The organism is Bradyrhizobium sp. 2TAF36 (genome assembly GCF_052114925.1).
Lineage (GTDB): Bacteria > Pseudomonadota > Alphaproteobacteria > Rhizobiales > Xanthobacteraceae > Bradyrhizobium > Bradyrhizobium barranii.
Window position 1 is genome coordinate 1 of record NZ_JBFRFR010000067.1, and the last position, 20,383, is coordinate 20,383.

Annotated in this window: 20 protein-coding genes; 9 read left to right on the forward strand and 11 right to left on the reverse strand. The window is 64.5% G+C overall.

The window, feature by feature from the left end; all coding sequences use genetic code 11:
- Positions 1 to 104: 104 nt before the first annotated feature.
- Together AB4Z51_RS32190 and AB4Z51_RS32195 are read right to left on the reverse strand one after the other, a co-directional pair.
- The gene (locus AB4Z51_RS32190) at positions 105 to 1,607 is read right to left on the reverse strand and encodes a flavin-containing monooxygenase (protein ID WP_441498733.1); all 1,503 of its coding nucleotides are present in this window, start codon (positions 1,605 to 1,607) and stop codon (positions 105 to 107) included.
- Positions 1,608 to 1,732: 125 nt separating this feature from the next.
- Complete coding sequence (locus tag AB4Z51_RS32195) at positions 1,733 to 2,491, reverse strand: S1 family peptidase (protein ID WP_441498734.1); 759 nt, start codon at positions 2,489 to 2,491, stop codon at positions 1,733 to 1,735.
- 109 nt (positions 2,492 to 2,600) lie between these two features.
- On the opposite strand from AB4Z51_RS32195, the gene AB4Z51_RS32200 reads away from it, so the two are divergent.
- Positions 2,601 to 3,236: an HAD-IA family hydrolase gene (locus AB4Z51_RS32200; protein ID WP_441498735.1), complete on the forward strand. Its 636-nt coding sequence runs from the start codon at positions 2,601 to 2,603 to the stop codon at positions 3,234 to 3,236.
- Positions 3,237 to 3,348: 112 nt separating this feature from the next.
- Here the strand turns inward: AB4Z51_RS32200 and mtnA are convergent, their stop codons facing one another.
- From mtnA to AB4Z51_RS32215, 3 genes are all read right to left on the reverse strand, one after another.
- Positions 3,349 to 4,458: an S-methyl-5-thioribose-1-phosphate isomerase gene (mtnA, locus tag AB4Z51_RS32205; protein WP_441498736.1), complete on the reverse strand. Its 1,110-nt coding sequence runs from the start codon at positions 4,456 to 4,458 to the stop codon at positions 3,349 to 3,351.
- Positions 4,459 to 4,476: 18 nt separating this feature from the next.
- Positions 4,477 to 5,352, reverse strand: coding sequence for an S-methyl-5'-thioadenosine phosphorylase (locus tag AB4Z51_RS32210; protein WP_441498737.1), 876 nt, complete (start codon positions 5,350 to 5,352; stop codon positions 4,477 to 4,479).
- A 279-nt stretch (positions 5,353 to 5,631) separates the two neighbouring features.
- Positions 5,632 to 5,904, reverse strand: coding sequence for a phosphopantetheine-binding protein (locus AB4Z51_RS32215; protein ID WP_354239850.1), 273 nt, complete (start codon positions 5,902 to 5,904; stop codon positions 5,632 to 5,634).
- Between the two features lie 358 nt (positions 5,905 to 6,262).
- On the opposite strand from AB4Z51_RS32215, the gene AB4Z51_RS32220 reads away from it, so the two are divergent.
- From AB4Z51_RS32220 to AB4Z51_RS32235, 4 genes are all read left to right on the forward strand, one after another.
- Positions 6,263 to 7,480 carry an acyl-CoA dehydrogenase family protein gene (locus AB4Z51_RS32220; RefSeq protein ID WP_441498738.1) on the forward strand — a complete coding sequence of 406 codons (1,218 nt, stop codon included), beginning with the start codon at positions 6,263 to 6,265 and terminating at the stop codon, positions 7,478 to 7,480.
- A gap of 65 nt (positions 7,481 to 7,545) precedes the next feature.
- A complete protein-coding gene (locus AB4Z51_RS32225; protein ID WP_441498739.1) occupies positions 7,546 to 8,526 on the forward strand; it encodes an amino acid--[acyl-carrier-protein] ligase in 981 nt (326 codons plus the stop codon).
- A gap of 95 nt (positions 8,527 to 8,621) precedes the next feature.
- The gene (locus AB4Z51_RS32230; protein ID WP_441498740.1) at positions 8,622 to 9,497 is read left to right on the forward strand and encodes an acyl-CoA acyltransferase; all 876 of its coding nucleotides are present in this window, start codon (positions 8,622 to 8,624) and stop codon (positions 9,495 to 9,497) included.
- A gap of 362 nt (positions 9,498 to 9,859) precedes the next feature.
- Positions 9,860 to 12,727, forward strand: a complete 2,868-nt coding sequence (locus AB4Z51_RS32235; protein WP_441498741.1) for a PAS-domain containing protein — start codon at positions 9,860 to 9,862, stop codon at positions 12,725 to 12,727.
- Between the two features lie 32 nt (positions 12,728 to 12,759).
- Here the strand turns inward: AB4Z51_RS32235 and AB4Z51_RS32240 are convergent, their stop codons facing one another.
- Both AB4Z51_RS32240 and AB4Z51_RS32245 read right to left on the reverse strand, forming a co-directional pair.
- On the reverse strand, positions 12,760 to 13,059 hold the full coding sequence (locus tag AB4Z51_RS32240; RefSeq protein ID WP_038942196.1) for a hypothetical protein: 300 nt from the start codon (positions 13,057 to 13,059) through the stop codon (positions 12,760 to 12,762).
- Positions 13,060 to 13,185: 126 nt separating this feature from the next.
- The gene (locus AB4Z51_RS32245; protein ID WP_354119024.1) at positions 13,186 to 13,656 is read right to left on the reverse strand and encodes a MarR family winged helix-turn-helix transcriptional regulator; all 471 of its coding nucleotides are present in this window, start codon (positions 13,654 to 13,656) and stop codon (positions 13,186 to 13,188) included.
- A gap of 97 nt (positions 13,657 to 13,753) precedes the next feature.
- Here AB4Z51_RS32245 and AB4Z51_RS32250 point away from each other — a divergent pair, with 97 nt between their 5' ends.
- Complete coding sequence (locus AB4Z51_RS32250; protein WP_441498742.1) at positions 13,754 to 14,122, forward strand: antibiotic biosynthesis monooxygenase family protein; 369 nt, start codon at positions 13,754 to 13,756, stop codon at positions 14,120 to 14,122.
- A gap of 176 nt (positions 14,123 to 14,298) precedes the next feature.
- Here the strand turns inward: AB4Z51_RS32250 and AB4Z51_RS32255 are convergent, their stop codons facing one another.
- Complete coding sequence (locus AB4Z51_RS32255; RefSeq protein WP_441498743.1) at positions 14,299 to 15,993, reverse strand: putative bifunctional diguanylate cyclase/phosphodiesterase; 1,695 nt, start codon at positions 15,991 to 15,993, stop codon at positions 14,299 to 14,301.
- Between the two features lie 221 nt (positions 15,994 to 16,214).
- On the opposite strand from AB4Z51_RS32255, the gene AB4Z51_RS32260 reads away from it, so the two are divergent.
- On the forward strand, positions 16,215 to 16,475 hold the full coding sequence (locus AB4Z51_RS32260) for a hypothetical protein (protein WP_441498744.1): 261 nt from the start codon (positions 16,215 to 16,217) through the stop codon (positions 16,473 to 16,475).
- Positions 16,476 to 16,567: 92 nt separating this feature from the next.
- Here the strand turns inward: AB4Z51_RS32260 and AB4Z51_RS32265 are convergent, their stop codons facing one another.
- The 3 genes from AB4Z51_RS32265 to mtgA form a co-directional block, all read right to left on the reverse strand.
- Positions 16,568 to 17,203, reverse strand: a complete 636-nt coding sequence (locus AB4Z51_RS32265; protein WP_071917057.1) for a hypothetical protein — start codon at positions 17,201 to 17,203, stop codon at positions 16,568 to 16,570.
- 143 nt (positions 17,204 to 17,346) lie between these two features.
- Complete coding sequence (gene rpmF, locus AB4Z51_RS32270; RefSeq protein ID WP_028149139.1) at positions 17,347 to 17,529, reverse strand: 50S ribosomal protein L32; 183 nt, start codon at positions 17,527 to 17,529, stop codon at positions 17,347 to 17,349.
- Between the two features lie 169 nt (positions 17,530 to 17,698).
- Complete coding sequence (gene mtgA / locus AB4Z51_RS32275; RefSeq protein ID WP_283017863.1) at positions 17,699 to 18,373, reverse strand: monofunctional biosynthetic peptidoglycan transglycosylase; 675 nt, start codon at positions 18,371 to 18,373, stop codon at positions 17,699 to 17,701.
- Positions 18,374 to 18,534: 161 nt separating this feature from the next.
- Here mtgA and AB4Z51_RS32280 point away from each other — a divergent pair, with 161 nt between their 5' ends.
- On the forward strand, positions 18,535 to 19,458 hold the full coding sequence (locus AB4Z51_RS32280) for a polyprenyl synthetase family protein (protein ID WP_028149141.1): 924 nt from the start codon (positions 18,535 to 18,537) through the stop codon (positions 19,456 to 19,458).
- A 214-nt stretch (positions 19,459 to 19,672) separates the two neighbouring features.
- On the forward strand, positions 19,673 to 20,359 hold the full coding sequence (locus AB4Z51_RS32285) for a DUF1345 domain-containing protein (RefSeq protein WP_063980020.1): 687 nt from the start codon (positions 19,673 to 19,675) through the stop codon (positions 20,357 to 20,359).
- The last annotated feature ends 24 nt before the right edge of the window (positions 20,360 to 20,383 follow it).

The window sequence follows — 20,383 nt, forward strand, 5'->3', positions numbered from 1 at the left end:
TCTATAACCACTGCCTGGGAGTATGGGTCCCGGGCTCGCTTCGCGCCCCGGGACGACAGCCGTGTGTGTCGAGATCGCTACCGCCCCTCACACGAACAATCACCTCACCCGTAAACAAACGCTCCGTCATCCAGATCCGTCTTCGGGATCTCGTCCTTCTCGGTCCAGTAATCCTGGCTGTGCTGCCATTCCGGCTTGTCACCGCGCTTGGGGAGCAGGTCCATGTTGCGCATGATGTAGCCGGGGTTGAAGTTTTCCGGATCGATCCAGGGCAGGATCGGCATGTTGTGGTCTTCAGCGCGCAGCCTGACTTCGACCTTCTTCGTGCCCTTGGCCTTCATGTGGCCGAGCAGCCGGCAGACGAAATCGGCGACGACGTCGACGCGCAGCGTCCAGCTCGCACGGAAATAGCCGAACACCCAGACCATGTTCGGCACGCCCGTGAACATCATGCCGCGATAGGTCACGGTGTCGCCGAAGGCGAGCGGCTTGCCGTCGATCTCGAAGGCGATGTCGCCGAGCGCCGCGAGATTGAAGCCGGTTGCGGTGACGGCGATATCGGCTTCGAGCAGCTTGCCGGACTTGAGCTGGATGCCGTTCTCGACGAAACATTCGATCTCGTCGGTGACGACGGAGGCCTTGCCGCTGGCGATGCCCTTGAACAGATCGGCATCGGGCACGAAGGCGATACGCTGCCGCCACGGCCGGTACGTCGGCGTGAAATGCGTCTCGACGTCATRGTCCGGCCCGAGAACCGCGCGGATCTGGTCGATCAGATCCTTCTTCACCTGCTCCGGCTTGGCAATGCAGAGCTTTGTGAAAGCATCCTGCTCGAACAATATTTTGCGGCGGACGATCTCGTGGATCCATTCCTCGTCGACCTGAAGCCGGCGCAGCTCCTCGGCGATCTCGATGGCGTTGCGGCCGAGCCGGAAATAGGTCGGCGAGCGCTGCAGCATGGTGACATGCGCGCAGGCGTCAGCGATGTTTGGCACCAGCGTCGCCGCGGTCGCGCCCGAGCCGATCACGACGACCTTCTTGTTCGCGAGGTCGATATCGTCGGGCCAGCTCTGCGGATGGACGATGCGGCCCTTGAAGCGGTCCATGCCCTTCCATTCCGGCGTGTAGCCTTCGGAATGGCGATAATAGCCCTGGCACATCCAGAGGAAGTTGGCAGTGAACGTTTTCGCCTCGCCGGTGTCGGTCGTCGTCGCCTCGATGGTCCAGAGATTTTGCTCGCTCGACCAACTCGCGGAATTGATCTGGTGCTTGTAGCGGATGTGCGGGGCGATATCGTTGTCTTCGATCACCTCGTTCATGTAGGCGAGGATTTCCTCGGCGGTCGCGATCGGCGGTCCGACCCAGGGCTTGAAACTGTAGCCGAAGGTATGGAGATCGCTGTCCGAGCGAATGCCGGGATAGCGATGCGTGCTCCAGGTGCCGCCGAACGTTGCCTGCGTTTCCAGGATGACGTAGCTCGTGCCGGGAAGCTGCTTTTCGATGTGATAGGCGCTGCCGATGCCGGAGATGCCGGCACCGACGATCAGCACGTCGAAATGTTCAGAGGCCTGCTTGGTTGTGGCGTGACTGCGGACAGCGACATTCATTGTTGCTTCTGTGCCTTGCTTGTTTTTGTGGCCGCCCTTGACCGGACGGCGCGTTTCCTCCGCGACGGGCATGGTCGCCCATCGCGCTTCCACTTCAAAATGACACAGATCAATTCGCGGTCAAACTATAACGCCGCACCCCAGCTCCGCGCGGTCTGCAAAATCCAGTCGCGATAGAGCGTGAGCGGCGTGACGCCGGTCAATCCGCCGCAGCCGGCTGCGCCGTTCGGCCCCGTGGACCAGCTGATGACGCCGACAAGCACCGGGCCGTTCGGCTTGTCCTCGAACACCGGACCGCCGGAATCGCCGGTGCAGGCGCCAATTCCGTCGCGAACACCGTTGGTTACGGGATCGACCAGCCGGATCTGGAACGTGCCGGGCTGGCCCGTGGCCACGAGCCCGGCGACGCGCGTCGCGCCGCCGCTCTTGCCGTCGCCACGCACAGTGACGCCGATACCAGCGATGACGAAGCGGCTGCCAACCTGGATTGGAATAGTCGGCGCACCGACCGACACCGTCGATTTTCCCTTGAGTGGAATTTCCAGTTGCAACAATGCCACGTCCGCGGTGGCGCGGTGCGCCTGCATTGCCTGCATGTTGAAGTTGGGATGGATCGCGACGGTGCGCACGTTCAGCAATTGCGGCGCACCGTCAGCGCCGCGATCGACGATCTTGTAGTCCGCGCCGGGCTGCACACAGTGAGCAACCGTCAGCACGACCTTCGGAGCGATCAGGCTGCCGGTGCAGAAATTGCCACGCGAGCCGACAATGGTGACGACCGCGCGCGCGACACCATCGGCCTGCGGCGTGCCGCCGCCGACGATGGCGTGTGCGGGCGTGGCGAGCAGCAGCGCGGCTGCGATGAGGGTTCCAAGCTTCTTCATGGGAACACGCCTTGGCGTCAGCATCGGTGACGGCGGGGATTGCTTCGGACTGGCCCTTGCCGATAGCGCATGCTAGCGCTCTTGGGAAGGAATTGACGAGGGCGGGATCTTGACGATCGAGGCTGTGATCTTTGATTTTGGCGGCGTGCTGACGAGTTCTCCGTTCGAGGCGTTCGCGCGGTACGAGACCGAGCGCGGTCTCCCCGTCGACATCATCCGGCGCACCAACGCCGCCAATCATCTGGAAAACGCCTGGGCCAAGTTCGAGCGAGCCGAGGTCGATACCGACACCTTCGACAAGCTCTTCGCCGAGGAATCGCGCGCGCTCGGCGCGGAGGTGCGCGGCCGCGACGTGCTGCCGCTGCTTCAGGGCGATCTGCGTCCCGAGATGGTCGAGACCCTCAAGCGCATCAAGGCGCGATTCAAGACCGGCTGCATCACCAACAATCTGCCTGCCAACGCGATCGGCAGCATGACCGGGCGCTCACTCTACATCGCCGAGGTGATGGTTCTGTTCGACCACGTCATCGAATCCGCCAAGATCGGCCTGCGCAAGCCCGACCCGCGCATCTACAGGATGATGGTCGAGACGCTGAAGGTCGATCCGAAGAAGTGCGTCTATCTCGACGATCTCGGCGTCAATCTAAAACCCGCGCGCGAGATGGGCATGACCACGATCAAGGTGACGAGTGGGGCGCAGGCGATTGCGGAGCTTGAGGCGGCGACGGGGCTGAAGTTGGGATAGGCTGGCTCATCGTTGCGAGGCACGAAGCCGTAGGGTGGGCAAAGCGGAGCGTGCCCACCACAAGCAGATGGTGGGCACGGCGCTTTCGCGCCTTTGCCCACCCTACGGCAGCCTACTCCGCCGCAGCGGCGATCCGCTCGGGAAAGGCGGCCGCCAACGAAGCGCGATCCGGCTTCAGCACACCGCGCTCGGTGATGAGGCCAGTGACCAGCCGCGCCGGCGTCACGTCGAACGCGTAATTCGCGACCGGCGAGCCCTCCGGCACGATGCGCACCGTCTCCAGCCGGCCGTCGGCGGTGCGGCCGGTCATGTCGGTCACCTCCGTGCCGCTGCGCTGCTCGATCGGAATGTCGCGGATGCCGTCATCGACGGCGAAATCGATCGTCGGCGACGGCAGCGCGACATAGAACGGCACGCCGTTGTCGTGCGCGGCAAGCGCCTTCAGATATGTGCCGATCTTGTTGCAGACATCACCATTGGCGGCGACGCGATCGGTGCCGACGATGGCGAGGTCGACCATGCCGTGCTGCATCAGGTGTCCGCCGGTGTTGTCGGGGATGACCGTGTGCGGCACGCCGTGATGGCCGAGCTCCCAGGCCGTGAGCGAGGCGCCCTGGTTGCGCGGACGGGTCTCATCGACCCAGACATGGATCTTGATGCCACGCTCGTGTGCCAGATAGATCGGCGCCGTTGCGGTGCCCCAGTCGACGGTGGCGAGCCAGCCCGCATTGCAATGGGTCAGCACATTGACCGTCTCGCCCGGCTTCTTCTTTGCGACGATTGCCTCGATCAGCTTCAGGCCGTTGCCGGCGATACCGCGGTTGATCTCGACGTCCTGCTCGACGATCTCGTCAGCGCGCGCATAGGCCGCCTCCGCCCTCTCAACGGGATCGACCGGCGCGAGCGCCGTGCGCATCTCGTCCAGCGCCCATTTCAGATTGATCGCGGTCGGCCGCGCCACGACCAGCGTGTCATAAGCGCGCTTCAGGCCGGCGTCGGATGAGTCCTCGCGCATGGCCAGCGCCATGCCATAAGCCGCGGTTGCGCCGATCAGCGGCGCGCCGCGCACCAGCATGTCGCGGATCGCGACCGCAGCGTCTTCGCATGAAGTCAGCTTCGCAACGATGAACTCATGCGGCAGGCGGCGCTGGTCGATCGCGCCGACCGACCAGCCATCGCGCTCGCGCCAAATGCTGCGGAAATGCTTGCCGTCAACCTTCATGGCATTCTGCCTTTCGTATCACGCTCGCAGGATGCGCCCGGCCACCGCATCGAGCTTCTTCAAGAGCTCGGGATCGCGCGCCTCGGGCGCCGTGATCAGCGCGGTGTCGAGCGCGCGGTCCGAACCGATCGGGCACGGCTCGTGCTCGCGCGGAAAATCCGTCGCGAGCCGCGCCACCAGCGCCTTGGCCTTGTCGGCGTTCGAGGTCAGCACGCGGATGATGTCCTGCACGGTGACGGCGTCGTGGTCGGGATGCCAGCAGTCGAAATCCGTCACCATCGCGACCGTGGCGTAGCAGATCTCGGCCTCCCGCGCGAGCTTCGCCTCGGGCATGTTGGTCATGCCGATCACGGAATAGCCCGATGTCTTGTAGGTCATGCTTTCCGCGTAGGTGGAGAATTGCGGTCCCTCCATGCAGAGATAGGTGCCGCCGCGCGCAAACGCGATGCCCTCGGCTTCAGCTGCCGCCGCAAGATGGATGCGCAGGCGCGGCGAGACCGGATGCGCCATCGACACATGCGCGACGCATCCCCTGCCGAAGAACGAGCTCTCGCGCTTGTGGGTGCGATCGACGAACTGGTCGACGAGAACGAAGGTACCGGGTGGCAGCTCCTCCCTGAACGAGCCGCAGGCCGAGAGCGAGATCAGGTCGGTGACGCCGGCCCGCTTCAGAACATCGATGTTGGCGCGATAGTTGATGTCGGAGGGCGACAGCCGGTGACCCTTGTCGTGCCGCGGCAGGAACACGATCGGCAGGCCGGCAATCGAGCCGCGCCGCAGAGGGGCCGACGGCTCGCCCCAGGGGCTCTTGATCACTTCTTCGCGCGCGTCCTCGAGACCCGGCAGATCGTAGATGCCGGAACCACCGATGATGCCCAATACCGCCTGCGTCATGCCTGCTCCACCCTGTCAGCTATGTGCGACATGGTTAAGCTATGCCAGTTTTGCGGCGGTTTTGGAACGGGGGCGGTGGGGCGATGCCGGTGCTGTGAGGAGCCTGGGGTGCTCGCCTCACTCTCAGTGTCGTCCCCGCGAAAGCGGGGACTCATAACCACAGGGCGCAGTTTGGCGAGGATTCGTCGTTCTGTACTGCGACCTTCAACGATCGATAGATTCCGCGGTATGGGTCCCTGCGTTCGCAGGGACGACCCGGGGAGAGATAGGTACGTCTAATTAAGCTGCCGTTGCCAGCTGCAGCTGGGTCGCGACCATCCGCTCCAGCGTCTCGACCGACTGGAAATTCTCGGGCGTGATCTCGGACTGCGGGATGGTGAAATCGAACTCGGCTTCGACGCCGAGCATCAGATTGACCATGTCCATCGAGGTCAGACCCGCATCGACGAGCTTCGCCTGTGGTGTGATGTCCGCGGTGAGCGAGTTCTGCTCGAGGATGCCCTTCACCAGCTTGATGATGCGATCGCGCACGTCGGTATCGAAGGCCTGCATCGATAAATTCCCATCTGTCTATTCAACGGTCGGACCGGTTGCCGGCTACGATGGGCGCGACGGGCCGATCCCACAATGGGCGCCACCATTACTTCGCCTTTCTTAGTAAACGATGACTCAGATTGTCTGGAATTCCGGGTTCTTCCAGATCCCTAACGCGACCACGGAATTTCCGGCGATGCAAACAACCCGAACTTAACTGTTCGTTCGGAATTTGGCTTTGTTTACCCTCTATTTCATCGACGAATTTGAATTAAATCCGTAGCCTCGTCTCACAAGCAAAATGGTCGGAGGATCGTTTGCACGGCATCGCGAATGATGCCGGCGATCCTGAACGGCAAACCGGAGGCGGACGAGTATGAACGTGCGTGAAGCAGTCCTCACTGTCGACGAAACGCAAACGAGCTTTCTCGAACACGGCCCCTCCCTCATCGAACGCGCCACCCGGACCGCCACTGCGGCGGCTGCCGACGCGGACGGGGTCGATCACGACGCCCGCTTCCCCCACAAGGCTTTCGAGGTCGCGCGTGAGCAGAAACTGCTCGGCGTCATGATCCCGGTCGAGTTCGGCGGCCTTGGCGCTTCGATCTACGACGTTACCGACATCTGCTACACGCTCGGGCGCGCCTGCGCCTCGACCGCGATGATCTATGCGATGCACACGACCAAGGTCGCCTGTGTCATCAGGCATGGCCACGGCATCCCCTGGATGGAAACGATGATGCGCCGGGTCGCCCGCGACCAGTGGCTGCTCGCCTCCTCCACCACCGAAGGCCAGAACGGCGGCAACATTCGCGCCAGCGCCGCGGCAGTCGACCACGCCGGCGACGCAGTCTCGCTGGTGCGCGACGCCACTGTGATCTCCTACGGTGCGGAGGCCGATGGCCTCGTCACCATCGCCCGCCGCGCCACCGAGGCCGCCGCCTCAGACCAGGTTCTGCTGGCGCTCGCCAAGGACGATTATTCGCTGAAGCAGACGCAGGGCTGGGAGACGCTCGGCATGCGCGGCACCTGCTCGACCGGTTTCGAGCTGAAGGTCGATTGCCCGGCCGACCGCATCTTCCCGGAATCCTATGACAAGATCCATGCCCAGACCATGACGCCGTTCGCGCATCTGTGCTGGTCCTCGGCCTGGGCCGGCATCGCTGCTGCGGCGGTGACCCGTGCGCAGGCTTTCGTTCGCAAGGCGGCCCGCACCTCGGGCGGCCAGATGCCGCCGGCCGCGGCGCATTTCACGGCCGCGAAGATGTCGCTGGCCAAGCTGCGCGCGCTGATCGCAGCCAATGTCGACACCTTTGCCCGCGCCGAGCATGACGAGCGCGCGCTGAGCTCGCTCGATTTCCAGTCCTCGATCACGCTGTTGAAGGTGCAGGCCTCCGAGCTCGCGGTCGAGACCGTGATGCATGCGATGCGCACCGCGGGCCTCTCCGGCTACCGCAACGACGGCGAGTTCACCATGGGCCGCCACCTGCGCGACGTGCTGTCCTCACCGATCATGATCAACAACGACCGCATTCTCGCCAACGCCGCCACGTCGACGCTGATGAGCGGCATTCCGGCAAGCCTTCGGGACTAGAAAGCCTTCGCGACTGACGTGCCTTTCGGCCAAAAAGAACAATTTCAGATAGCAGGAAGTCGAACATGAACATTGCTGTTCTCCCCAGCTCGCCCGAGACCGCGCCGCAAATCGCAGATCCGCTCGATCATCTCGCCGACAAGCTGTTCCACCCCATGGGCTCGGACGGCGTTTACGCCCGCACCGCGCTCTATGAGGGCGTCGTCGAGCGTCTCGCCGCGCTGATCACGAGCCATCGCGAGACCGGCACCGAGGTCATGCGCTTCCCGCCGGTGATGAGCCGGGCCCAGCTCGAGAAATCCGGCTATCTCAAGAGCTTTCCGAACCTGCTCGGCTGCGTCTGCGGCCTGCACGGCACCGAACGCGAGATCAACGCGGCGGTGAGCCGCTTCGATGCCGGCGGCGACTGGACTTCATCGCTCTCGCCGGCCGACCTCGTGCTGTCGCCCGCCGCGTGCTACCCGGTCTATCCGATCGCGGCGAGCCGCGGACCTTTGCCGAACGGCGGCCTGCGCTTCGACGTCGCCGCCGACTGCTTCCGCCGCGAGCCGTCGAAACATCTCGACCGGCTGCAATCGTTCCGGATGCGCGAATATGTCTGCATCGGCGGCCCCGACGACGTCGCCGATTTCCGCGAGCGCTGGATGGTGCGCGCGCAGGCGATCGCCCGCGACCTCGGCCTGACCTTCCGCGTCGACTATGCCAGCGACCCCTTCTTCGGCCGCGTCGGCCAGATCAAGGCGGTGAGCCAGAAGCAGCAGCAGCTCAAGTTCGAGCTCCTGATCCCGCTCCGCTCGGAGGATCAGCCGACCGCCTGCATGAGCTTCAACTATCACCGCGAGCATTTTGGCACGACCTGGGGCATCCAGGACGCCAATGGCGAACCGGCCCACACCGGCTGCGTCGCCTTCGGCATGGACCGCCTGGCCGTCGCCATGTTCCACACCCACGGCACTGATCTCGCCGCCTGGCCCGCCAAGGTGCGGGAGATCATGGGCATGCAGCCGTTAGCCACGGCCGATGCCCATGGTGAAGGCTGGCGCTAGAGCATGATCCGGAAAAGTGCGGGGCGGTTTTCCGAAAAGATCGTGCTGAAGCGATAGAGCGAACGAGGCCTCCCATTTCCACGGGTAAAACGAGCGTGATTCACACCAAGGTCCGATGCCGCGAGATCACCGAGGCCGACGTCGATGCGGTCGCGGACCTGCTGACGCGCGGCTTCGTCGGCCGCTCGCGCAATTACTGGATCCAGGGTCTGCGCCGGCAGGCCTTCCGGCCCGTGCCGGAGGGCTATCCGCGCTTCGGCTACATGCTCGACAATGACGGCGCGCCCGTCGGCGTGCTGCTGCTGATCTACACGGCGCGAAAGCACGGCGAAGAGGCCGCCATCCAGTGCAATTTGTCGAGCTGGTATGTCGATCCGGCGTACCGCAACTACGCCCCGCTGCTGACCAAGATCGCGCAGCGGCACAAGGATGTCACCYATCTCAACATCAGCCCGGCGCCGTGGACCTGGCCGATCATCGAGACGCAGGGCTTTCGTGCCTATTGCCACGGCATCTTCTTCTCCGTGCCCGCCCTCGCGCGCCCTCCGCGCTGGAGCAAGATCGAGGTCATCTCGCAGCACGCCAAGGCGATCGATGGTCTGACCGACGACGAGACGCAGCTCCTCACGCGGCATGCCCGCTACAATTGCCTCAGCCTGGTCTGCCGCACGCCGAAGGGGACGTTCCCCTTCATCTTGCAGCCAGTGCGCATCCGCCGCGGCTTCATCGCGCCGCCCGCGATGAAGCTGATCTATTGCCGCAGCGCCGCCGAATACGCCGCCTGCGCAGGCCGCATCGGCCGGCTGCTGCTGCGACTCGGCAAGATCTCGGTGGCGATCGATTCCAATGGCCCGATTCCCGGCCTCGCCGGCATCTACACCGAGCGGCGCGGCCGTAAATATTTCAAGGGTCCRCACCGGCCGCAGCTCGGCGACCTCACGGACACGGAACTCGTGCTGTACGGGCCGTAAGGGACGCTCGGGCCAAGAATGCGCTGTCGTCCCTGCGAACGCAGGGACCCATACCGCGTGATCTGTCGGTAGGGGCGGGTATTGGTACTGCGGGAAGACCCGCTCACTGCCAGTCTTCGCCAAACCTCTTCCTGGGGGTATGGGTCCCTGCGTTCGCAGGGACGACACCTGATTTGTTGCAGGCTCTCGGCCAACTCTGGCTTGCAGGCACTTCCGCATTCGCGCGCCGACACACACTCTACGCATCCCCGGTCACCCTCCGTAAACTACTGCGCTTAAGGGAATTTTCCCGCCTCTTCGCTACGCTCAGTGGCTGAATTACGTTGCGTTAGGTCCATTGCCCGCCGAGACCCGTCGATCCCATGACGCCGATCCGCGATAACGAGCTTGGTGCACGCCGCGCAGAGGGCCCGCAGGCCCTCGTCGGGCTGAGCCAGCTTGCGCTCGATCACATGGAGCAGGGCGTCTGCGTCTACGACGCCGACAACCGGATCGTGCTGGTCAACCAGAGCTATCTGTCGCTGTTCGACATGTCGGCCGACATCGTGCATGTCGGCACGAGCTACCGCGAGGTGCTCGCACACAGCGCGGCGCGCGGCAACTTTCCGCAACACGAGATCGACGCGCTGTATACGAAGCGAATCGCGCAGATCGCGGCCGGCCAGCCGTTCCGTACCGAACAGACACTCGCCAGCGGCCTCGTCATGTCCCTCGAGCTAAAGCCGCTTCCCGGCGGCGGCTGGATGACGATCTGCGATGACGTCAGCCGCCTCGCCCGGCTCGAGGCGGAATTACGCGTGCAGACGGAGCGCAGCCAGCACGCGCTCGCCAACATGTCGCACGGCCTCATCATGTACGATGGCGACAGCCGTGTCGTCGTCTGCAATGAGCGGTTCCTGAACCTCTACAATCTCGACCCCGACATCGTGAAGCCGGGCGTCTCGCATTGCTCAGTGATCGAACACTGGATGTCGCGCGGCAACCTGCCGGGCATGTCGGCCGACGAGTTCCATGACACCAGGCTGGAGGATGTGCGCAGCAGAAAGGCGAAGACCCTGCTGGTGATGCGCCATGACGGCCGGATGGTGCAGGCGGTGTCCCGCTTCCTGCCCGACGGCGGCTGGGTGACGGTGCATCAGGACGTCACCGAGCGGCTGCAGTACGAAGAAGCGCTGCGGCAACAAAACTTCATCCTCGATGCGGCGCTGGAGAACATGGCGCACGGGCTCGCCTTCTACGACAGCGACATGCGCCTGCGCGTCTGCAACACCACCTACCGCAAGATCTATCGGCTGTCGCCGGAGGAAACCAGGCCTGGCACGCATCTCGGCGAGCTGATCGAGCGGTCGATGGTGAACGGAGCGTTCGCGTCCGAATACAGCCCGCAACAGCTGCTGGAAGCCGCCAGCGCGAGGATCGCGAACCACGATTCCTCGCCGATGCGCCGGCGCATGTCGAACGACACCGTGGTCTCGGTGCGCTACTGCGCGCTGCCCGAGGGCGGCTTCGTCGCCACCTACGAGGACATCACCGACCGCGAGCGCGCGATCGAAGAGTTGAGCGAGCAGTACCGCCGCTTCGACGCGGCACTGAACAACATGAGCCAGGGCCTGTGCATGCTCGATTCGAGCCTGCGCGTCATCGTCTGCAATCGGCGCTACATCGAGATGTATGGGCTGTCGCCCGATGTCGTGAAGCCCGGCGTCTCGATGCGCGAGATCATGGAGCATAGCTGCGACCTCGGCATCCATCCGAACACGACCGCCGCGAGGATCTATGCCGACTATGTCGAAAGGCTGCGCGAGGGCGAACACACGCTGCACCGTCACCTGAACGACGGCCGCATCATCAAGCTCAATCACAAGCGGATGGAGCACGGCGGCTGGGTTGTCACCTATGAGGACGTCACCGAGCGCCACAAGGCCCAGGCCCGCGTGGCGCACATGGCGCAGCACGATTCACTCACCGACCTGCCCAACCGCACGCTGTTCCGCGAGAAAATGGGCGAGGGACTGAACCAGGTCGCGATCGCCGGCGGAGCGATGGCCGTGCTGTGCTTCGACCTCGATAATTTCAAGACGGTCAACGACCGCCTCGGCCACGCCGCCGGCGATCGGCTTCTGCGCTGGGTCGCGTCACGGCTGAAGGAGAATGTCGGCGAGCATGACACCGTCGCCCGCCTCGGCGGCGACGAGTTCGCCGTTCTCCAGCGCGGACCGCAGCCGCAATCGGCGGAACGGCTCGCCCGCCGCCTGGTCGAGATCATCGGCCACCCGCCGCCGCTGGAAAGCCAGTCGATCCATGTCGGCGTTTCCGTCGGCATCGCGATCGCGCCCGATCACGGGCTCGATGCCGACGAGCTGATGAAATGCGCCGACCTTGCGCTGTACCAGGCCAAGGCCAAGGGGCGCGGCGCCTACCAGCTGTTCGAGCCCGAGATGGAGGAACAGGCGCGCGGCCGGCACGCGCTGGAGCACGATCTGCGTGGCGCGCTTGAGGCACGCGAATTTCACCTCGTGTTCCAGCCGCAGGTGCGGCTCGACACCACCGAGCTCACCGGTTTCGAGGCGCTGCTGCGCTGGAAACACCCCTCGCGCGGCTTGGTCTCGCCGGCCGAATTCATTCCTCTCGCGGAAGAGAACGGGCTGATCGTCCCGATCGGCGAATGGGTGCTGCGCACGGCCTGTGCGACCGCGGCGTCCTGGCCCGATGTCACCGTCGCGGTCAATTTGTCGCCGGCGCAGTTCCGCTCGCGCGGACTGGTGGCGATGGTCACGAGCGCGCTTGCGGAAGCCGGCCTGCCGCCGCGGCGGCTCGAGCTCGAGGTCACCGAGACAGCGCTGCTCGACGACAGCGAGGCGACAATCGAGATCCTGCACCAGCTCCGCGCTCTTGGCGTGCGCGTCAGCCTCGACGATTTCGGCGTCGGCTATTCCTCACTGAGCTATTTGCGCAAGTTTCCGTTCGACCGCATCAAGATCGACCGTTCCTTCGTCGGCACGCTTGGCGAAAGCCCGGAGAGCGTCGCCATCGTTCGCACCATCGCCAGCCTCGGCTCCGTGCTCGGCGTCGAGACCACGGCGGAAGGTGTCGAGACCATCGAGCAGCTCGACTTCGTCCGCGAATGCGGCTGCACCGCGGTCCAGGGCTATTATTTCGGCACGCCGTGCCCGGCAGCCGAGGTCGGTCACACGATCGAGCGACTGAACGCGGTCAGGCGCGTGGCGTGACGCTCCGCTTCACCTCGCCGCTCTCTCTATCGTTACGCCCGACACGACCTCAGGCGATTGAGCGTGGCACGATCGGCCGATGCGAGCGCATTGCTCCACTCCCGTTCGGAGAGGTCTCCGACCAGGCTGGAAAGGCTGATGGCAAGCGCACGAAGCCGCGCATTCTCCTCAAGAAGCAAAAAAACGTCGTTCGACGGGGATTCATCGTCCGAAAAGCTAGCGCCTTCGCAGAGCTGCTGCGACAAGAGTTCGAAAGACTCATCACGCACGATATCTTCGGCAGTGGAAATCAGCTTCTGTCTCTTATGACGCATTAAATCTTCATCACTCATGGCAAATTCCCCAACTCAGGACATGCCTCCAACCGCATTTGGATACATCGATTGAGTCGGCGGCGGATTTGAGTCCGAAATGGGCTCACACGATGTACGCCTCGTGTCCCCCGGCGCCTCGCTTGCTTACTCGTTCGCTTCACCGGCGTCTTTCAGACCGGCTCGCAGTGCGGTCACGACGCGATGGGCCACGTCGATATCCCTGACCGACAATCCATCCGCAAGGCCGTTGACCCACGGGACCTGCAAGCGGCCGGCGGCGTCGTAGATCTGCCTGCCCTTGTCGGTGAGCACCACAAGCTGCGCCCGGCGATGATGCGGGTTCGTCTCGAACACGACGAGACCATCACGCGCGAGGTCGTTGACGATGCGCTGCACGTTCTGGCGATTGGCGCCGAGATTGCGGGCGAGCCAGGCGACCGGCTCCGGGCGCTCGGCGTCGGCGATCGCCCCCAGGATCTGCCAGCGCGCACTGGTGAGGCCGAGCGATGTCACCAGCCGATCGCCAGCGGTCAGAAGCAGGCTGTTGGCGCGGAACAGGTCGAGGATGAGGCCGGTCAAGGCTTCGCCCGCCGGGGTCCGCTTCGTCTTGGTCATTTGGCACCATTGATCCGTATTGACATCATGATGTCAATTGTCTATATCCGGGACTGTCGAATTGACATTATGATACCAAATTGACCGGAGCAATATCATGCCCCTCATGCGTCCCCTCGACCCTGCCTTCCCGATCGACCGTCAGATCGCGCTCGAAACCGGCCCCGTGGTGCTCGTCAACGTCTTCACGCTCGACGCCGAGGATGAGCGGAGCTTCCTCAAGACGTGGCAGGACGACGCCGCCTTCATGAAGCGCCAGCCCGGTTTCATCTCCACCCAGCTTCACCGCGCCGTCGGCGACAGCCCGGCCTATCTGAATTACGCGGTGTGGGAATCCAACGCGCATTTCCGCGCCGCTTTCACCCACCCGGAATTCCGCGCAAAGATCGCCGCCTACCCCGCATCCGCAGTCGCGAGCCCGCATCTGTTCCAGAAGGTCGCGGTGCCCGGTATTTGCGTCGCGTAGCTGCCTCATCGTCATTGCGAGCGCAGCGAAGCAATCCAGACTGCCGCCGCGGAAAGATTCTGGATTGCTTCGCTGCGCTCGCAATGACGGAGGAATGTGGCGCAAGGGGTGAGCGCGCTTCCGCCTTCGCTCTTCGAGCTACGGCGGACAAGCCGCTTCGCCCACCCTACGATGTCTCAGCTCGCAGCGGGCAGTGCGCTGTCCGGCGGCGTGCCCCATGGGCGGTCGGCCGAGGCGAGCCCGATCAGGCGGCCCTGGATGTAGTCGCAGCCCCAGTCGCGCAGCATGGCGGCGGCCTCTTCGTCCTGCACCCACTCGGCGACCGTCTTGATGTCGAGGCGGCGGGCGAGGTCGATCAGGGTCTGCACGAAGGCGCGGTCGTCGGCGGAACGGGTGATGTTCTGCACGAAGGCGCCGTCGATCTTGACGATGTCGACGCCGAGCTTGCGCAGGTTTCGGAACGAGGTGTAGCCGGCGCCGAAATCGTCGATGGCGATGCGGCTGCCGAAATTCTTCAGCCGCGTGACGAAGCCGCGGACATCGTCGATGTCCTGGATCGCGACCGTCTCGGTGATCTCGACGATCAGCCGCTCGGCGACGCCGGGATGGGCCAGCATCAGCGACTCAATTCCCGCCCACCAGTCCGGATCCATCGTCGTATCAGGCGAGATGTTGAGGCTGAGGCAGATGTCGGGCGCGGCCGCGAGCTCGGCGACCACGAGCTCGAGCACGCGGTGATCGACCAGGCGGATCAGGCCGAGCCGTTCGGCGACCGGCACGATGTCGGGCGCGAGCAGCACTTGGCCGTCGCCCTGGTCCATCCGCACCAGGCATTCGTGGAACGCGCACTCGCGCGAGGCGGCCGAGACCACCGGCTCATAGGCGAGCTTGATGCGGCGCTCGTTCAGCGCGGTGACGATCTCGTCGGTGACACGGATGTTGACGCGGCGCTGTGCGTCGCGCGCGGCATCCGGGCGCCACGCCGCGAACGAACCGACGCGGCGTTGTTTTGCCGCGTCCAGCGTCTCATGGGCGCGATTGACGGCCTCGTCGGTGCTGCGGGCATAGCGCGGCACGCTGACCGCGCCGATCGACGCCGTGACCGAGACCGGGCCGGATTTGGTCGGCACCACCTCGTCGCGGATGCCGGCAAGGAAGCGCTCGGCGGCGACGTTCATGTCATCGACGGTGCAGTTCTTCAGGATCAGGCCGAACTTGTTGCCGGAGAAACGGCCGAGCACGTCGCCGCCGCGCAGGCGGGCGCGGATGCGCTTGGCCACGTCGAGGATCACGGCGTCCGCGACATCGAAGCCGAAAGCGTCGTTGACGCGGGCGAGATGATCGATGCCGACCAGCATGAAGGCTGCGGTCGAGCGGAAGCGGGTCGTCTCCTCGATCGCTTCGGCCAGCGCCGCGATCAGGTGGGAACGATTGAGCTCGCCGGTCAGGGGATCGAGCCGAGCCAGCTTGGTCAGCTCCTCGTCCCGGGCGTGACGCTCATTGTTGATGCGGATGGAGCCGATCGCGCGCACCGGGCGACCATCGGGGCCGGCGAACCAGCGGCCGGTCTCCTCGATCCAGACCACGGGATCGGCGGCGCTCATGCGCACGCCATATTCGACCCGGTAGGGCGTGCCGTCGGCGCCGTGCACCGGCGAGGTCTGCGCCAGCGCGGCGGTCCGCAGCGTCTGCGCGGGCTCGATCAGCTTGGCGAATTCGGCGCCAGTCGCGAGCCGCTCGGGCGGGATGCCGGGAAAGACGCTGGCGACCTGCTCGCCCCACACGATGGAATCGCTGGCGATGTCCCAGGCGAAAACGGCCTGACCGAGAGCGGCCAGGATGTCGGAGGCTTGCGGCAATGCAGGGGTCAAAATCGCCTCGTTTCGGGACAGCAGGGAGTCCTGAGTCGGCACAGAATACGGCCAGATTCGACTCCGACTCTAGGCAAAGTTCATAAAAAATTTGGAAACCATGTTTCGCAGGCCTGCGGAACCAAACCGGCCCGGCCGGCATAGGCCTTGCGAGTACATGACACGCACCGGCGCCAGCGTCTCGAAACGCGACAGGCCTCGCCGGATCAACGGTGATTGCGATGTTAAGTACTGATCGATCGGACTGCACGGACAACGGCACGGGCACGGCCCTAGTGCCGCTGCTGCCGACGTTGCAGTGGGTCCACAAGGCGCCGCTGCCCCGTCCCGATCCGAGCTTCGTCACCCAACTCATCGCCAATGCCGAGCACCTGCCCCAGGCCAGCCGGCTCCGCCGCGCCTCGTCCGAGGATGCGCAGATGGCCTATGGCGACAAGCGCCCGCTCGGAAGCGTCACCGCGCGCACGCGACAGGTGGCTTAAGCACGACGAATTTGCTGAGAGAGGTGGTGCCCTTCACCTCGCCCCGCTTGCGGGGAGAGGGAGCGCACCGCCATTGCGGCGGCGACTCACGATCAGCGCGGCGCGTCAGGAGACGGCGGCGTGCCGTTGCCCGGTTGCAAATCCGGCGAGGGAATTTCCGGCGAGGGCGGGTTCACCGGCTTCGGCGCGGGGTGATCCTTCAGCACGGATTCGGCGACCGACTGCGCTGACGGCGCGGGTGGCACCGCCGGCGCAGACACCGGCTCGAACTTGGGTTCGGGCGCCGCGTCGTCCGCTGCCGCTTCGGCCTGGCGCTTGGCCTTGCGCGGCGCCGGCACTGTCGTCTCCGCGACATAGGTGACGCGGCGGCGCGTGCGCTGGGCGATACCGCCGAGGAAATCGGCCATCGCGAGCAGCACCAGCAGGAAATAGGTGGAGTTGCCGAATTTGGGCCACATCACGAATTCGGCCGCGGCAGCACCGAACACGATCAGCGACAGCAGATGATCCATCAGGAATTTCGAGCCGGGCCGCGCGCCTTTGACCACCTCTAGCAGCAGCAACACGATACCGAGCGCGAGCATCACGTCGGCAAGCGTGACCGGCCATGTCTCGCCCGTGATCATCGGCACCTTGAACAGCACGTCCGTAAAGGACACGGACGGCATCAGGAAGGCGATGATGTTGTAGACCGCGAGCGGGATCAGGAGCAGCGGGAAACCGACCATCGGCGAAATGCCTTCTCGATCAAGATATCCGGACAGGACAATGCGGCCGCGAAGCATTAGCTCCGCCGCCGTCATTGTCATATCTCATTGGGTGGCCGAAATCAGGCAGGCGAAATGATCCTGCCCGGAGAAAGGTCCTAAATTCAGGACTCTTTCTTCTTCAGGACCTGACGGCCCTTGTACATGCCGGTCTTGAGGTCGAGATGGTGCGGACGACGGAGCTCGCCGGAGTCCTTGTCTTCCGCATAGGTCGGCTTCTTGATGGCGTCTGCCGAGCGGCGCATGCCACGACGCGACGGCGAGGTTTTTCTTCTCGGAACGGCCATTTCAATATCCTCTAGGGATTGGTGTTGTCAGGGCATCGTCCGCGAGGGGACGGCTCAGCACCCGCAAACCGAGGCGAGCTGAATGCCGATCAAGGCCGGGCTTATAGAGGAAGGCTGGCCGTAAATCTAGGCTTTTGGACCGGAAAATACGTCCGAAAAGGGCCCAAAATCAGCGATTTTCCCGCCAGCAGGTCAAAAGCGAGTTCGCCTGCGCCCTCGCTACATAGGTCCCCGCCAGCCGCCGGACGCCAGGCCCGGGGGTCCGGGCGCTCCGTTTGACCGGATTGGGCAGGATCGAGGCCAGAAGTGCCGCCTCCCGAGGCGAGAGGTTGGCCGCCGATTTGCCGAAGGCATAGGCGCTGGCCGTCTCGACCCCGAACTGGCCCTGGGGACCGAGCTCGGCGATGTTGAGGTAAATCTCGAGGATTCGCGCCTTGGGCAGGACGAGATCGATCCACAGCGCCAGCGGGAATTCCAGCGCCTTGCGGACGAAATCCCGCCCCTGCCAGAGGAACAGGTTTTTTGCCACCTGCTGGGTGATGGTGGAGGCGCCCCGGAAGGGCGTACCGTCCTCCTTCGCATCGTCGATCGCCTCGCGCAGCGCGCCCCAGTCGATGCCGTGATGCTTGCAGAAATGGGCGTCCTCGGCCGCCACCACCGATCGCAGCAGTGAGGGCGACATCGCGGCCAGATCAATCCACTCCCGATGCATCGGCGCACCCCGGAGCGACCGCCAGGCCATCAGCGTCGAAACGGGATGGCCGGTGCGGTAGAACGGCGCGATCACGTAGGGCGCGAGAGCCACGACCATGAGCGCTACCAGCAGGATCTTGACGATGCGCAAATCGACCTTTCCGGCGCAAAATGAAACGCGGCCACGGATCCCGCCATTAAGTCTGTGATAATTCGGGCCTTTTCCAGCACTTTTTAGGCCTTCCAAACGATTGACTGAGGCGGGCGCATAAAGGATTGTCCCGCCGAATTTTAGTTCTGGAGCCCTTCTTGATGACCGGCACGTCCCCGTCCGATTTCGCCAAACGCCTGGACAAGACCGCTGATGACACCGAAGCCCTGCTTGGACGCCTGCTGGCTGACGACATCCTGCACGATGAGATCGCCCGTCCCAAGCGACTGATGGACGCAATGCGCTATTCGAGCCTCAACGGCGGCAAGCGTCTGCGGCCGTTCCTGGTGGTCGAGAGCGCGGCCGTATTCGGCGTTCCCCGCGAGGCCGCCCTGCTCGCCGGCGCCGCGCTCGAATGCATCCACTGCTACTCGCTGATCCATGACGACCTGCCGGCGATGGACAATTCGGACCTGCGCCGCGGCCGTCCCACCCTGCACAAGAAGACCGATGATGCGACCGCGATCCTCGCTGGCGACGGCCTTCTGACGCTCGCCTTCGACATCATCACCCGCGATGAGATCCACCGCGACGCCAATGTGCGCCTCCTGCTGACGCGCGCGCTGGCGCGCTGCGCCGGCATCGGCGGCATGGTCGGCGGCCAGATTCTCGATCTCGCCGGCGAAGGCCGTTTTGGCGGCAACGAGCCGATCGATGTCGCCCGCATTCAGCAGATGAAGACCGGTGCGCTGCTGCGCTACGGCTGCATCGCGGGCGCGATCCTCGGCCAGGCCTCGCAAAAGGAATATCAGGCGCTCGACGATTACGGCCGCGCGCTCGGCGAAGCCTTCCAGATCGCCGACGATCTGCTCGACGTCGAAGGCGATGCGGCGGCCCTCGGCAAGCCGGCCGGCGCCGATGCCGCACTCGGCAAGACCACCTTCGTCACCCAGCTCGGCATTGAAGGCGCCAAGCAGCGCGTGCGCGACCTGCTCGCGCGGGCCGACGGCGCCGTGTCGATCTTCGGCGACCGCGCCGCCGTTCTGCAAGCCGCCGCGCGCTTCGTCGCCGAGCGGAAGAACTGATGTAGTGCACGATCTTCACCTCGCCCCGCTTGCGGGGAGAGGTCGATATTCAGGCGCAGCTTGAATGTCGGGTGAGAGGGAGCCTCCGCGAATCCAGCTCTCACCGTCCTTGYGGAGGCTCCCCCTCACCCCAACCCTCTCCCCGCAAGCGGGGCGAGGGAGCAGGCCGCCGCTGCGGCGACAACGAGAGTTGAGCGAGAGGGCTGGAGCCATCATGGCCACCGACAAAGACGATCCCGTCCTCGTCCGCTTCCGCAAGATGTCGCGGCCGATGCGGCTGATTTACGCGCGGCCGCGTACCTTTATCGCGCTCGCTGCCGGCATCCTGGTCTGCTTGCTGCTGCCGGGATCGCACCGGCTGGTGACGCGGCTGCTGTTCGGCTGGGATGCGTTGATCGCGGTTTATCTCGTGCTGGTCTACGCGATGATGCTGTGCAACGACCAGCAGCACATCCGCCGTAGTGCCGCAATGCAGGACGACGGCCGCTTCGTGATCCTGTTGGTGACGGCGATCGGCGCCTTCGCCAGCATCGCAGCGATCATGTCTGAGCTCGGCACGCCGCATCGCGGGGCGTGGGAGTTGACCATCGCGATCGCCACCATCGCGCTGTCATGGGCCGCGGTGCACACGACCTTCGCGCTGCATTACGCCCATGATTATTACCGGCACCCGCCGGGCGGATTGCAGTTTCCGAGCGGCGATAAGGAAGATCACGCCGATTATTGGGACTTCGTCTATTTCTCGTTCGTGATCGGCATGACCGCGCAGGTCTCCGACGTCGGCATCACCGACAAGACCATCCGCCGCACCGCGACCGCGCATGGCATCGTGTCGTTCATCTACAACACGGCGTTGCTGGCGCTGACAGTGAACATCGCGGCAAGTGCGATATCGAACTGACGTCGTCCCGGCAAGCGCCGAGAC

Coding starts and splice junctions, on each gene's coding strand:
- AB4Z51_RS32195 (WP_441498734.1), bottom strand. CDS start 2,491: ATGAAGAAGCTTGGAACCCTCATCGCAGCCGCGCTGCTGCTCGCCACG.
- mtnA (WP_441498736.1), bottom strand. CDS start 4,458: ATGAAGGTTGACGGCAAGCATTTCCGCAGCATTTGGCGCGAGCGCGAT.
- AB4Z51_RS32210 (WP_441498737.1), bottom strand. CDS start 5,352: ATGACGCAGGCGGTATTGGGCATCATCGGTGGTTCCGGCATCTACGAT.
- AB4Z51_RS32215 (WP_354239850.1), bottom strand. CDS start 5,904: ATGCAGGCCTTCGATACCGACGTGCGCGATCGCATCATCAAGCTGGTG.
- AB4Z51_RS32220 (WP_441498738.1), top strand. CDS start 6,263: ATGAACGTGCGTGAAGCAGTCCTCACTGTCGACGAAACGCAAACGAGC.
- AB4Z51_RS32225 (WP_441498739.1), top strand. CDS start 7,546: ATGAACATTGCTGTTCTCCCCAGCTCGCCCGAGACCGCGCCGCAAATC.
- AB4Z51_RS32235 (WP_441498741.1), top strand. CDS start 9,860: ATGACGCCGATCCGCGATAACGAGCTTGGTGCACGCCGCGCAGAGGGC.
- AB4Z51_RS32240 (WP_038942196.1), bottom strand. CDS start 13,059: ATGAGTGATGAAGATTTAATGCGTCATAAGAGACAGAAGCTGATTTCC.
- AB4Z51_RS32245 (WP_354119024.1), bottom strand. CDS start 13,656: ATGACCAAGACGAAGCGGACCCCGGCGGGCGAAGCCTTGACCGGCCTC.
- AB4Z51_RS32250 (WP_441498742.1), top strand. CDS start 13,754: ATGCCCCTCATGCGTCCCCTCGACCCTGCCTTCCCGATCGACCGTCAG.
- AB4Z51_RS32260 (WP_441498744.1), top strand. CDS start 16,215: ATGTTAAGTACTGATCGATCGGACTGCACGGACAACGGCACGGGCACG.
- AB4Z51_RS32265 (WP_071917057.1), bottom strand. CDS start 17,203: ATGGTCGGTTTCCCGCTGCTCCTGATCCCGCTCGCGGTCTACAACATC.
- rpmF (WP_028149139.1), bottom strand. CDS start 17,529: ATGGCCGTTCCGAGAAGAAAAACCTCGCCGTCGCGTCGTGGCATGCGC.
- AB4Z51_RS32280 (WP_028149141.1), top strand. CDS start 18,535: ATGACCGGCACGTCCCCGTCCGATTTCGCCAAACGCCTGGACAAGACC.
- AB4Z51_RS32285 (WP_063980020.1), top strand. CDS start 19,673: ATGGCCACCGACAAAGACGATCCCGTCCTCGTCCGCTTCCGCAAGATG.